This window comes from Marinobacter sp. NSM (assembly GCF_052380025.1).
Lineage (GTDB): Bacteria > Pseudomonadota > Gammaproteobacteria > Pseudomonadales > Oleiphilaceae > Marinobacter.
The window spans coordinates 88,081-100,639 of sequence record NZ_JBQTCK010000007.1 but is presented as its reverse complement, the minus strand read 5'-3'; the positions used below and the strand labels follow the sequence as shown (position 1 = coordinate 100,639).

Genomic DNA, 12,559 nt, shown 5'->3' with positions numbered 1-12,559 from the left:
GGGGGCAAGATGCAACCCCTCGACATTCTTCGCCCTATGATAACGCACTGTTTTGCCGGGAGTCCTGCGTGTTCCAGTTTATCTATTCGCTGCTGATTCGCCTGGCGCTGCCGTTTATTCTCATCCGGCTTTGGTGGCAGGGCCGCAAGGCGCCGGCGCTCAGGCAGGACTGGCAGCATCGCCTGGGCCGTGTGCCTTCCATACCCGGGCCCGTCATCTGGGTGCATGCGGTCTCTGTGGGTGAAACCATCGCCGCCGGCCCCATGGTGCGTCGACTGCTGGCGCGAAATCTGGGGGCCACCATTCTGATGACCGCCATGACCGACACCGGCCTTGCCCAGGCACGGAAAATGTTCGGTAACAGGGTAACCTATGCCTACGCACCATACGACACACCGGGCGCCATCCGTCGATTTCTGCGGCGGGTCAATCCCCGCATTCTGGTCATCATGGAAACCGAGATCTGGCCCAATATGATCAGCCAGTGCCGCCGCAAAAACGTGCCGGTGTTTCTGATCAACGCCCGGCTGTCGGAGCGCTCGGCCCGGGGCTACGAGCGGGTCAGGGGGCTGGCGGCGCCGATCATGAAAAGTATCACCTGGGTGGCTGCCCAGGCAGAACCTGATGCAGAACGCTTTCGTCGAATTGGGGTTGCTGCAAGCCACGTTGAGGTGACGGGCAGTGTGAAGTTCGATGTCGACATCCCGGAGGATGTCCGGCTTGCCTCTGAAAGTTTTCGTACCACGCTTGGCTCATGTCCGGTCTGGATCGCCGGCAGCACACACTGTGGCGAGGATGAACAGCTGCTTCAGGCTCACCGATTGGTGCTTGCGGGACACCCTGACGCCCTGTTGATTATTGTGCCGCGCCACCCGGAACGCTTTGACGCCGTGGCGGTCATGGCACAGGAGTTGGGCTTTCAGGTTGCACGGCGATCTCAGGGGCAGAGTGCCTGGGGCGCGCAGGTTTATCTGGCCGATACCATGGGGGAGCTGATGATGCTCTACGGAGCCAGCGACCTTGCCTTTGTGGGTGGTTCACTGATCGAACGGGGCGGTCACAATCCGCTAGAGCCGGCAGCCTGGGGTATCCCGGTGTTTTCCGGGCCTCATGTGTTCAATTTCGAGACCATCTACGAACGGTTGTTGGCAGACCAGGGGGTGCAGTTGGTTCAGGGGGCAGACGATCTGGCTCGGGCGATCAATCTATTGTTTGCCAACCCGATGGAACGCAAAGCCTATGGAGAGCGGGCGCTGGCGGTGGTTAACAAAAACCGGGGCGCATTAGACCGCGTGGTTGAGGGGATTATAGAAAGGCTGTGATTCCGGGGCAGTCGCCACCGGAATCACACGGACGACGGCGCCATTACTGCGTGGGGTCGTCCAGGGTCAGATCTTCTTCTGCCAGAGCTTCGATGCCCCTGGCGTTGGCGCTGAGCCAGTTGTTCAGTTCAATCAGGTCTTGCGGGCTCAGAGTGCCTGCCGCCTGTTTCAGCTGTAACGTGTTGATCACGTAATCGTAACGGGCATTGGCATAATCCCGAAGGGCCACGTAATACGCCCGCTCGGCATCCAGCACTTCCACAATGTTCCGGGTTCCCACATCGTAACCGGCACGTGTCGCGTCCAGCGCACTGCGGCGGGAGATGATGGTCTGCTCCAGAGCCGAGGCGGTTTCAACGTTATTGTTTACGGTCAGGTACAGGCTTCGGGTGTTAACTCGAACATCCCGGCGCGTGGTATTCAAGTCTTCCTGGGCTGCGGTGACCAAAGAACGTTGTTGGCGCACACCGGCCTGGGTTCCGCCACCCATATACAAGGGAACGTTCAGCTCCAAGCCAATCACCCCTTGTGTACCCTCCTGCTGTTGGGGCGAGTTTACACCGTCCAATTCAGATTTGCCGTAAGAAGCAAAAAGATCGAGGGTGGGCAGGTGACCAGATTTTGCCACCTTCAGGTTGGCCTCATTGGCATTCAGCTGGTATCGCGCAGACTGAATAACCCAGTTCTGTTCGAGCGCGGTGTTTTCCCAGGCGGAAGGGTCCATCGGCTCCGGTCGGCCAAGCGGGAAGTTCTCGCGCAGGTTTTCCAGATCCTCTGCATATTCGCCAGTCAAACGCGCCAGTTGTTCACGGGCAACGTTGAGCTGGTTTTCAGCGGCGATGCGCTGACTTTTGCTGTCATCGTAGCTGGCCCGTGCTTCATAGACCTCTGTGATGGCAATCAGGCCAACATCAAACCGCTCCTGAGCCTGTTCATATTGCCGCTGAATGGCCGTCTCGGTGGCACGTGCCGTGGTTACCGTGTCCTGGGCGCGCAACACGTTGAAGTAGGCGGTGGCTACATCCAGAATCAGCTGTTGCTGGGCCAGATTGTACTGGGCCTGAGCAGCTTCGGTCTGGAACTGGCTGGCGTCGTAGCGGAACCAGCTGTCGGCACGAAACACCGGTTGGGTAAGTCGAACGCCATAATTCAGGGACTTATAGCTGTCTCCCGGACCATTCTTGGCGTCGAAATCGGTATGATTGGCCTCAGCAAACGCGCCAACCTGTGGCAGTAGCGAGCTCCTGCTAACGTCACTGGCAGCCTGCTGGGCCTGGAACTGGGCCAATGCAGAGGCAATGCCTGAATCGTAAGATAGCGCCTTCTCGTACGTTTCCATCAAATCCAGAGAAAAAGCGGGCTGGGCTGCGAGCAGGGTGATCAATCCTGGAAGTAGACGTTTCTTCATTGTTTCTCCTGAAAAACTAACTCCGGGAATCTGCCCGGCAATGACCCAAAGGTATCGGTTGCTCATTATGGACAATAATCAGCCCGGCCTCTACACTTGCAAAGCTCACTCAATTTGTGAGCAAAACAGATTACTTATCGCGTCTTGACGGGGTGCTAAACCACCAAACGGTGGTCGGCTGAGATTGCAACGCAGAACCCGCGACCTGATCCGGATAATACCGGCGTAGGGATTAAGACCGTACGAACCGTGCCAAGCCGCCCTTAATGGGTGAATCTGGCATAGCTCCGTCATACGCGACCCGATATCACCAGATCAAACGGGAGCAGATCATGACGGACTTGCCAGCTTACCTCAGCGACTCCGCGAAAGTAGACTCCGCAGCAATCAAACCATTACCAAGCTCACGAAAAATATACGTGCAGGGTAGCCGACCTGATCTGCGTGTGCCTATGCGGGAAATTACTGTGGGAGACACCCCCACGGAAATGGGCGGCGAAAAGAACCCACCGGTCGTTGTGTACGACACTTCCGGGCCTTACACCGACCCTGAGGCCTCCATTGACCTGAGAAAAGGCCTGCCGCCGGTTCGCGCCAACTGGATCGCCGAGAGGGGCGATGTGGAGCAGCTGGACGGTTACACCTCCGAATTCACCCGTCGCCGGATGAAAGACCCGCAGCTCGACCCGTTGCGTTTTATGGATGAGCGTAAACCCCTGCGAGCGAAGCCGGGTAAAAACGTGTCCCAGATGCACTACGCCCGCCAGGGCATCATCACCCCGGAGATGGAATACATCGCCATCCGGGAGAACATGAAATTGCAGGAAGCCCGCGAAAATGGTCTGCTGGCGGACCAGCACCCAGGCCAGTCTTTCGGTGCCAATCTGCCACCAGAGATCACCCCCGAGTTTGTTCGCGACGAAGTGGCCCGGGGCCGGGCGATTATTCCCGCCAACATCAACCACCCGGAAACAGAGCCGATGATCATCGGCCGTAACTTCTTGGTGAAGATCAACGGTAATATTGGCAACTCGGCGGTCACCTCGTCCATCGAAGACGAAGTCGAGAAACTGACCTGGGGTATCCGCTGGGGTTCCGACACGGTGATGGACCTGTCCACCGGCAAGAATATCCACGAAACCCGCGAGTGGATCATCCGCAACTCTCCGGTGCCCATTGGCACCGTGCCGATCTACCAGGCCCTGGAGAAAGTGGGCGGCGTGGCCGAAGACCTGACCTGGGAAATCTTCCGCGACACGTTAATTGAGCAGGCAGAGCAGGGGGTGGATTACTTTACCATTCACGCCGGCGTGCGGCTCCATCACGTGCCGCTGACTGCGAAACGCACCACCGGTATCGTATCTCGCGGTGGCTCCATCATGGCCAAGTGGTGCCTGGCGCACCACAAGGAAAGCTTCCTGTACGAGCACTTTGAAGACATCTGCGAAATCATGAAAGCCTACGACGTGTCCTTCAGCCTCGGCGACGGACTGCGCCCCGGTTCCATAGCGGATGCCAACGACGCCGCCCAGTTCGGCGAACTGGAAACCCTGGGTGAACTCACCAAAATTGCCTGGAAACACGATGTACAGTGCATGATCGAAGGCCCGGGCCATGTGCCCATGCATCTGATCAAAGAGAACATGGATAAGCAGCTGGAATGCTGTGACGAGGCTCCGTTCTACACCCTTGGGCCGCTGATCACCGACATTGCTCCGGGCTATGATCACATTACCTCTGGCATTGGCGCGGCCATGATCGGCTGGTTCGGCTGTGCCATGCTCTGCTACGTCACCCCGAAGGAGCACCTGGGGCTGCCGAACAAGGATGATGTAAAAACCGGCATCATCACCTACAAAATCGCCGCCCACGCTGCCGATCTGGCCAAGGGCCATCCGGGGGCCCAGATCCGCGATAACGCCTTGTCCAAGGCCCGTTTCGAGTTCCGTTGGGAAGACCAGTTCAACCTCGGCCTGGACCCGGACACCGCACGCGCTTTTCACGATGAGACCCTGCCCAAGGAATCGGCGAAAGTGGCTCACTTCTGCTCCATGTGTGGGCCGAAGTTCTGTTCCATGAAGATCTCGCAGGAAGTGCGGGATTACGCGGCAGAGCAGGGCATCGATGAGGTATCGGCAATTGATGCTGGCATGCAGGCCAAATCGCGGGAGTTCGTGGAGTCTGGCTCCAAGCTTTACGACAAGGTTTGAGCTGGGTGTTCGTGATCGCCTGGCCTTCTGGCTGGGTGCTTAGAGCCGGGGTGGTGGCCTTGTTCAGAAAGCGACTCGAGACGTCCCTGTGCGTCTCGGGCTACGCCATCCCTGGCTCCGCACGTTTCTGAACAAGGCCACCACCCCACCTCCCAAGCCTGGCAGACTAGCGGCAGAACCGTAACTCAAAGCCAACCGTAAGACACTTGCACCCAAGCAACGTCAGGGGCTATCGTTCCAAGCCGAACACCAAACCGGAAACACGAATGCCGAAACCGTTCCAGTTCAACGCCAGCGACGTCACCGTCGAAAAACGCGAAACCGTCTTCCAGGGCTTCTTCCGCATGGACAAGCTCTGGCTGACCCACCCGCGCTTTGACGGCCGCGACATGCCCACCTTCACTCGTGAGTTGTTCGTCCGAGGCGACGCCACCTGCGTGTTGCCCTACGACCCGGAACGGGACGAAGTGGTGCTGCTTGAACAGTTCCGCCTCGGCGCGCTCGGCCGTAACCAGTCCCCCTGGTTGCTGGAACTCGTGGCCGGCATGAACGAAGACGGCGAAAGCCCGGAAGACGTGGCCCAGCGCGAGGGGCAGGAAGAAGCCGGGTTGAGCTTCAGTCGGCTCGATAAAATTTGCGATTACCTGGTCTCGCCTGGCGGCACCACCGAAATGATTCACCTCTACTGTGGCCAGGTCAGTACGGCCGAGGCGGGTGGAGTTTTCGGCGTGGAGCATGAACATGAAGACATTCTCAGCCACGTGGTCAGCGCCGAAGAGTGCTTTACCATGGTCGCCGACGGCCGTATTAACAACGCCGCCGCCATCATTGCGATACAGTGGCTGCAACTGAACCGTGACAGGCTGCGCCGGGGGTGGCGGGCATGACCGAGTGGGTAAAAAGGCCTAAGCCGTATGTGCCGGATCTGCGCCAGCTGGGCGCGCTGTGTGATGGAAACTACCAGCGCCTGCGCAAACTGCGCCAGTTGGAGGCGGATGGTAAGCCCGTTTGCGAGTTTGAGCTGCACCGGGAAAACCAGTATTTGGGCCGGGTGCGCATCGAAGTCCTGCAAAACGCAAAGTTCACCGAAACCCTGCTGCTCGAGCAAGTGCACAACAGTGGCCGGTGGCTGAACAACCCGCAAATGACGGTGCGGGTCTACCACGACGCCCTCATTGCCGAGGTGATCAGTTGCTACCGTCAGCGCCAGATTGCGCCGGTAAACGATTACCCGAACCGGTTTATGCATCATCCTGATGAAAAAGTGCAGGTCAACGGGTTCCTGGCTGATTGGCTGGATTACTGCCTGCGGTTTGGGCACCTGCCTATGGAGCACGCTGCCTGGTCTGCGGGCGAAGGCTGCGACTGAATTCGTTGTCTCTGTCATGAGCTGCGTCGTAGTGTGTTGAAAGTCTGACTTGCTCCCGGCTTTGCCTGTGCCATAGTTGTTAAAAACTGCAAAATCTTTGTGGTGGCGGGCCAGAATGTGACCTACCTACCATTTAAAACTGATAAAACGGAACGCAGCCGTCGTACACTTGTCAGAAATATCAAACGGTTGCACTCAAGACAACAGGCCCTGAATGACCACTGCGCATACTGCTCGCCCCCTGAAGGTATTGCAGCTGACTGACCCGCACCTGATGGCGTCGGCAGATGGCGCGTTGCTTGGGGTCAATACCCGGGACAGCCTGGCGGCTGTGATTGATGAAGTATTGCGTAACCATGGCCAGCCGGATCTGATCCTCGCGACCGGTGATCTCACTCAGGATGCGTCATCTGAGGCCTATCGGTATTTTGGCGAGCAGTTGAAAGCGTTTAACTGTCCTTCGCTCTGGATTGCTGGCAATCATGACGATTCCGATTTGTTGGCCGCCATCGCAGCGGAGTTTCAGGCCGAGCAAAAACAGGTCGTGCAGGGCGGCTGGCATTTTGTGATGTTGGACTCTTCCGTGCACGGCAAGGTGTTCGGTGAGCTTTCGCCGCCGGAGCTTGCTTTCCTGGACGAGTCGCTGTCGCAGCACCCGGAGTTACCTGCCATGGTGTGCCTGCACCATCACCCGGTGGACATTGGCTCCGACTGGATGGAAAAAATCGGCCTGAAGAACCGCGATGCTTTCTGGCAGGTGATCGACAGGCACACTCAAGTGAAAGTCGTGCTCTGGGGGCATATTCACCAGGATCTCCAACAGCAGCGCAATAGCGTGCAGCTGCTTGCCACGCCTTCCACTTGCATCCAGTTCGCCACTGGCTCCAGTAAATTTGCCGTAGAGCCGCTGGCGCCTGGATACCGTTGGTTTGAGCTTGAACCTTCCGGGCAGTACTCCACGGAAGTATGCCGGGCGAATGAGTTCGAGTTTGATCTGGACGAGAAGAGCGCCGGTTACTAGCCGATCAATATGTCCCTTCATATTCCCAATGGCCGGCCTGTTCGCCGGCCTGTGATTATATAGGGACAGCACCTGTCCGAGTGTCAGGCCCGCAACGCCTGGGCCGCTGCCACCATTGTCTCCAGCGCCGGCGTCACTTCCTCCCATTTACGGGTTTTCAAACCGCAGTCCGGGTTAATCCACAATCGTTCTGCCGGGATCCGTTCTGCCGCCAGGGTCATCAGATTGATGATGTGTTGCTTGTCCGGAATGTTGGGGGAGTGAATATCGTACACGCCTGGGCCAATGTCATTCGGGTATTCAAAGTTCCGGAAAGCATCCAGCAACTCCATGCCAGACCGCGAGGTCTCGATGGTGATCACGTCGGCATCCATGTGGGCGATGGCCTCGATGATGTCGTTGAACTCCGAATAACACATGTGGGTGTGAATCTGGGTGCTGTCGTCCACGCCATTGGCGGCGATGCGGAAGCTGTTAATCGCCCAGTCCAGGTACGTTGTCCAGTCTGATTGGCGCAGGGGCAAGCCTTCCCGCAACGCGGCTTCGTCTATCTGGATGATGTTCACGCCGGCCTTTTCCAGGTCCTGTACCTCTTCACGAATGGCCAGGGCCAGTTGCAGGCAGGAGTCTTTCCTTGGCTGATCGTCCCGCACGAAGGACCAGTTCAGAATCGTCACCGGGCCGGTCAGCATGCCTTTTACCGGCTTGTCGGTGAGGGACTGGGCAAAACGTATCCAGTCCACCGTCATCGCCGCTGGCCGGCGGATATCCCCAAACAGGATGGGCGGTTTTACACAACGGGAGCCGTAGGATTGCACCCAGCCGAAGCGGGTAAAGGCATAGCCTTCCAGCTGCTCACCGAAGTATTCCACCATGTCGTTACGCTCTGGCTCACCATGAACCAGCACATCCAGTCCCAACTTTTCCTGCTCTTCGATGCAGCGAGCAATTTCTGCCTGCATCTGCTCGGTGTACTGTGTGTTGCTTAACTCACCCTTGCGGAACTGCAACCGCGCTTGGCGGATTTCCGGGGTTTGCGGGAAGGAGCCAATGGTGGTGGTCGGGAAGGCCGGTAAGTTCAGAATCTGCCGTTGCCTGGCGATGCGCTGGGGGTAGGGGCTTTGACGGTTGCCCAGTTCCTTCGTAACTGCGGCGATGGCACGGCGAGCCTCCGAGTTGATAACACGGTCGGAGTTCTGGCGGCTGTCAATGGCCCGCTGGTTTGCGGCCAGCTCGGCGCGAACACTGGCGCGGCCTTCGTTCAGGGCCCGCGCCAGCGTGCTCAGCTCATCGAGCTTCTGCACGGCAAAGGCCAGCCAGCTGCGGATTCCAGTATCCAGCTCCTGCTCACGATCCAGGTCTACCGGTACATGCAGCAGCGAGCAGGACGGCGCCAGCCACAGGCGGTCGGCCAGTTTCTCACTCAGCGGCTCCAGCCATTCCAGGATGCTATTCAGATCAGATTTCCAGATATTACGCCCGTTGATGACACCAAGGGAAAGCACCTTGTGGTTGGGCAGCCAATCTGCCACGCGGCTGACTTCAGCAGGGGCGCTCACAGCATCGATGTGCAGCCCGGCCACCGGCAATTCGCAAGCCAGCTGCAGGTTATCCCGGAGCTCTCCGAAATAGGTAGCCAGCAGCAGCTTCGGGCGATTGGCCTTCAACTGGTGATAGGCCAGGTTGAACGCATAGCGCCAGTTGGCATCCAAATCGGTCACCAGGGCCGGTTCATCAATCTGCACCCATTCGGCACCGGCATCGACCAGGGCTTCCAGTAGCTGTGAGTAGACTGGCAGCAGGCGCTCCAGCAAATCCAGGCGATTACTGCCATCGGAGGTTTTGCCTAACCACAGGTAAGTAACGGGCCCGATGATCACTGGCTTGGCATTAACGCCCTGTTCCCGTGCTTCAGCCAATTGGGCCAGAAGGCGTTCGGGATTCAGCTCGAACTGGGTGTTGGCATGCAGCTCCGGCACGATGTAGTGGTAGTTGGTATCGAACCACTTGGTCATTTCGCCAGCGGCAGTGGCGCAGCAGGGGCTATCGTTGGCGCCCCGGCCACGGGCGGCACGGAAGTAGGCGTCCAGTTCCGAGCCTTCTTTGTCTTTGGCCCGTGCTGGCAGGTTGCCGAGGGTGACGGACATATCCAATACCTGGTCGTAAAGGGAAAATTCGCCTATCGGCGCATAGTCCAGCCCGGCTTGCTGCTGCCAGTGGCGCCGGCGCAGGTCGGCGGCTGTGATGGCTAATTCTTGCTCGGTCTGCCGGCCAGCCCAGTAGGCTTCCAGTGCGAATTTCAGCTCCCGCTGGCCGCCAATGCGGGAGAAGCCCAGGTTGTGGGTGATTGCCATGATTGAGTCCTTGAATTCCGTGGTTTGTTAAAGGCCTTCAAGGTTAGGTGGATGATGGCATGAATAAAAATGGTATTATTTCACCTATTCATGAGAATAATTCACGGGTTGGCCATGATTGAACGACATCACCTGGAGATATTGCGAGCGGTGGAGCGCCATGGCTCGTTGACGGCGGCAGCGGAACAGTTGCACCTGACTCAATCCGCACTGTCCCATGCGGTTCGCAAGTTGGAGCAGCAACTCGGCACGCCGGTCTGGCTGAGGGAGGGCCGGCAACTGAGGTTTACCCGGGCGGGCAGTCAGCTACTGGGGTTGGCAAACCGCCTGTTGCCCCAGTTTGAACATGCGGAAATGCAGGTTCGACAGATTGCCAGGGGGCAACGCGGGAGTCTGCGGGTGGGAATGGAGTGCCATCCCTGCTATCAGTGGCTTTTGAAGGTAGTGGGTCCTTACTTAAAGCATTGGCCGGATGTGGATGTGGATGTAAAGCAGGAGTTCCAGTTCGGCGGTATGGGGGCGCTGTTCGGCCATGATATCGATCTTCTGGTAACGCCAGATCCGCTGCACAAGCCGGGAGTATGTTTTGAGCCGGTGTTCGACTACGAGCAGGTGTTGGTGGTGCCGGAAGGTCACGCGCTGGCGGGCAAAGCGTGGGTAGAGCCCCACCAATTGGAGAAAGAGACCCTGATTACTTACCCGGTGGCGGTGGAGCGGCTGGATATTTTTACCCGGTTTTTCCTGCCGGCCCACTGCGCGCCCGCCCGGCACAAGACCATCGAAACCACTGATATCATGTTGCAGATGGTGGCTGCGGGCCGGGGAGTGAGTGCGTTGCCGCGCTGGCTGGTGGACGAGTACGCCAGAAACCTGCCAATCACTGCGCTGAAACTAGGTAAAGAGGGTATGCCCAAGCAGATTTTTCTGGGCTTCCGGGAGCGGGATGAGTCGGTGGATTACCTTTCCGAGTTTGTGAAGTTGGCGCGTGAGGTTCGCTGGCGCTAGGATCTTCGGTTAAACTGCGCGAAAAATTTCAACAGGACACACAAAATCATGAGCGATATTCCTGCAGATCTGAAATACATCGAAACTCATCAGTGGGTTCGGGTGGATGCCGATGGCACGGCCACCGTGGGAATTACCGATTTTGCCCAGGAGCAGTTGGGCGATGTGGTTTACATCGGCGTGCCTGAGTTGGGTGCGACTGTGAATGGCGGTGAAGAGGCTGGCGTGGCTGAATCTGTTAAGTCGGCGTCTGATGTGTTTAGTCCGGTTACTGGTGAGGTTATCGAGATTAATGAGAAGCTCGAGGACGAGCCGGAGATTGTGAACGAAGATCCTTATGGCGATGGCTGGATGTTTAAGGTGAAGCTGGCGGACGAAGGCGAGCTTGATGGCCTGATGGATGCGGCAGCCTATGGTGAGCATGTGGCAGCGGAAGAGTAAAATCCGCTCCTGGTGTAAGCGTGTTTCCGGGGACAGGCCTCCCGAAACACGCTCCTTCGGCACATCCATGTGGCGCTTGGGCTCCGCCATCCATGGCTCCGCACAGTTTCGTGAGGCCTGTCCCCGGAAGCACGCCCAAGCAATGGCGCGGTCTCCTATTTAATCGAACTCTCAGGTAACTATTCGATGGATTTTCCCGTTCTCTACCTGCGCAAGGGCGCAGAACGCCGTCTCCGTGCCGGCCACTTGTGGGTTTACAGCAATGAGGTGGACACCCAGCGTTGCCCGCTGCCAGGGTTTGAGCCCGGTGCGCAGGTTCAGGTGCGTGCCTCGAACGATAAGCCGATGGGCGTGGCGTTTGTGAACCCTCACGCATTGATTTGCGGCCGGCTGATCAGTCGGGATGCGGACCACGGCATGACGCCGAAGCGGTTGACGGACCGGATGGAGGCGGCGCTGAGTCTTCGGGAGCGTTTGTTTGCCAAGCCGTTCTATCGCTGGGTGTTTGGTGACAGTGACGGGTTGTCTGGCCTGGTGGTGGATCGGTTTGATGATGTGGTTGTGGTGCAGATTTCCACTGCGGGCATGGAGCAGATGAAGGATGCCATCGTGCGTGCCGTTCAGCGGTTGGCTCATGCCCGGGTTATTGTGTTGAAGAATGATGGCAAGATGCGCAAGGTTGAGGGGCTGGATAGTTACGTGGAATTTGCCCATGGGCCGGAAGCGGACACGGTGCTGGTGGAAGAGAACGGTGCCCGTTTTGAGGTGCCGCTTGCCGGTGGCCAGAAGACTGGCTGGTTCTATGACCACCGCATGAATCGCCAGCGCCTGCAGGCCTATGCGCCCGGCAAGAAGGTGTTGGATGTGTTCAGTTACGTGGGTGGTTGGGGTATTCAGGCCGCGTGTGCCGGTGCATCCCAGGTGACGTGTGTGGACGCGTCCTCATCGGCGGTGGATGCGGTGCACCACAACGCCAAACTGAACGGGCTGGAGAACGTCGACACCATTGAAGGCGATGCCTTTGATGCGCTGAAAGCCCTGGCAGATGAGAAGGAGAAGTTCGATATCGTGGTGCTGGACCCGCCCGCACTGATTCCCCGCCGCCGTGACCAGAAGGCCGGGGAGCAGGCCTATGCCCGGCTGAACCAGTTGGGTTTGCGTTTGCTGGAGCGGGATGGGGTGCTGGTATCGGCGTCTTGCTCCATGCATTTGTCCCAGGAAAAACTGATCGACATTATCCGTGGCAGTGGCCGCAAGATTGACCGGTTTGTGCAACTTCTGGAGCAGGGACACCAGGCGCCGGATCATCCGATTGTGCCGGGGATTCCGGAGACCGACTACATCAAATCCTGCTTTGTGCGGTCTCTGACAGGGTTTTTATAGGGTCTGAAGGGGTCTGTCCCCGAATGGGGACTGACCCCTCTTGGAA

The 12,559-nt window shown here is 58.1% G+C and carries 10 protein-coding genes and 1 riboswitch; of the genes, 8 read left to right on the top strand and 2 right to left on the bottom strand.

Going from position 1 to position 12,559, the window contains the following annotated elements; genetic code table 11:
- Positions 1-68: 68 nt before the first annotated feature.
- Positions 69-1,322 (top strand): lipid IV(A) 3-deoxy-D-manno-octulosonic acid transferase, encoded by a 1,254-nt coding sequence (gene waaA, locus ACTZWX_RS14975; RefSeq protein WP_444714622.1) that lies wholly within the window; start codon positions 69-71, stop codon positions 1,320-1,322.
- 43 nt (positions 1,323-1,365) lie between these two features.
- Here waaA and ACTZWX_RS14970 read toward each other — a convergent pair whose 3' ends face one another.
- Positions 1,366-2,730: a TolC family outer membrane protein gene (locus ACTZWX_RS14970; protein ID WP_444714621.1), complete on the bottom strand. Its 1,365-nt coding sequence runs from the start codon at positions 2,728-2,730 to the stop codon at positions 1,366-1,368.
- Between the two features lie 138 nt (positions 2,731-2,868).
- Positions 2,869-2,979, top strand: a riboswitch (TPP riboswitch).
- An 83-nt stretch (positions 2,980-3,062) separates the two neighbouring features.
- On the opposite strand from ACTZWX_RS14970, the gene thiC reads away from it, so the two are divergent.
- From thiC to cpdA, 4 genes are all read left to right on the top strand, one after another.
- Positions 3,063-4,940 (top strand): phosphomethylpyrimidine synthase ThiC, encoded by a 1,878-nt coding sequence (thiC, locus tag ACTZWX_RS14965; RefSeq protein ID WP_058090062.1) that lies wholly within the window; start codon positions 3,063-3,065, stop codon positions 4,938-4,940.
- Between the two features lie 266 nt (positions 4,941-5,206).
- Positions 5,207-5,827, top strand: a complete 621-nt coding sequence (locus ACTZWX_RS14960; protein WP_444714620.1) for an NUDIX domain-containing protein — start codon at positions 5,207-5,209, stop codon at positions 5,825-5,827.
- Entirely contained in the window at positions 5,824-6,309 is a 486-nt protein-coding gene (locus ACTZWX_RS14955; protein ID WP_444714619.1) for a DUF1249 domain-containing protein, read from the top strand. The genes ACTZWX_RS14960 and ACTZWX_RS14955 overlap by 4 nt, the downstream gene beginning before the upstream one ends.
- A 214-nt stretch (positions 6,310-6,523) precedes the next feature.
- Positions 6,524-7,330 carry a 3',5'-cyclic-AMP phosphodiesterase gene (gene cpdA / locus ACTZWX_RS14950; RefSeq protein ID WP_444714618.1) on the top strand — a complete coding sequence of 269 codons (807 nt, stop codon included), beginning with the start codon at positions 6,524-6,526 and terminating at the stop codon, positions 7,328-7,330.
- A gap of 83 nt (positions 7,331-7,413) precedes the next feature.
- On the opposite strand, the gene metE is transcribed toward cpdA, so the two are convergent.
- A complete protein-coding gene (gene metE, locus ACTZWX_RS14945) occupies positions 7,414-9,684 on the bottom strand; it encodes a 5-methyltetrahydropteroyltriglutamate--homocysteine S-methyltransferase (RefSeq protein ID WP_444714617.1) in 2,271 nt (756 codons plus the stop codon).
- A 114-nt stretch (positions 9,685-9,798) separates the two neighbouring features.
- Here metE and ACTZWX_RS14940 point away from each other — a divergent pair, with 114 nt between their 5' ends.
- The 3 genes from ACTZWX_RS14940 (at position 9,799) to ACTZWX_RS14930 (ending at position 12,513) form a co-directional block, all read left to right on the top strand.
- Positions 9,799-10,689 (top strand): LysR family transcriptional regulator, encoded by an 891-nt coding sequence (locus ACTZWX_RS14940; RefSeq protein ID WP_444714616.1) that lies wholly within the window; start codon positions 9,799-9,801, stop codon positions 10,687-10,689.
- A 48-nt stretch (positions 10,690-10,737) separates the two neighbouring features.
- Positions 10,738-11,130: a glycine cleavage system protein GcvH gene (gcvH, locus tag ACTZWX_RS14935; protein ID WP_444714615.1), complete on the top strand. Its 393-nt coding sequence runs from the start codon at positions 10,738-10,740 to the stop codon at positions 11,128-11,130.
- Positions 11,131-11,316: 186 nt separating this feature from the next.
- Entirely contained in the window at positions 11,317-12,513 is a 1,197-nt protein-coding gene (locus ACTZWX_RS14930) for a class I SAM-dependent rRNA methyltransferase (RefSeq protein ID WP_444714614.1), read from the top strand.
- The last annotated feature ends 46 nt before the right edge of the window (positions 12,514-12,559 follow it).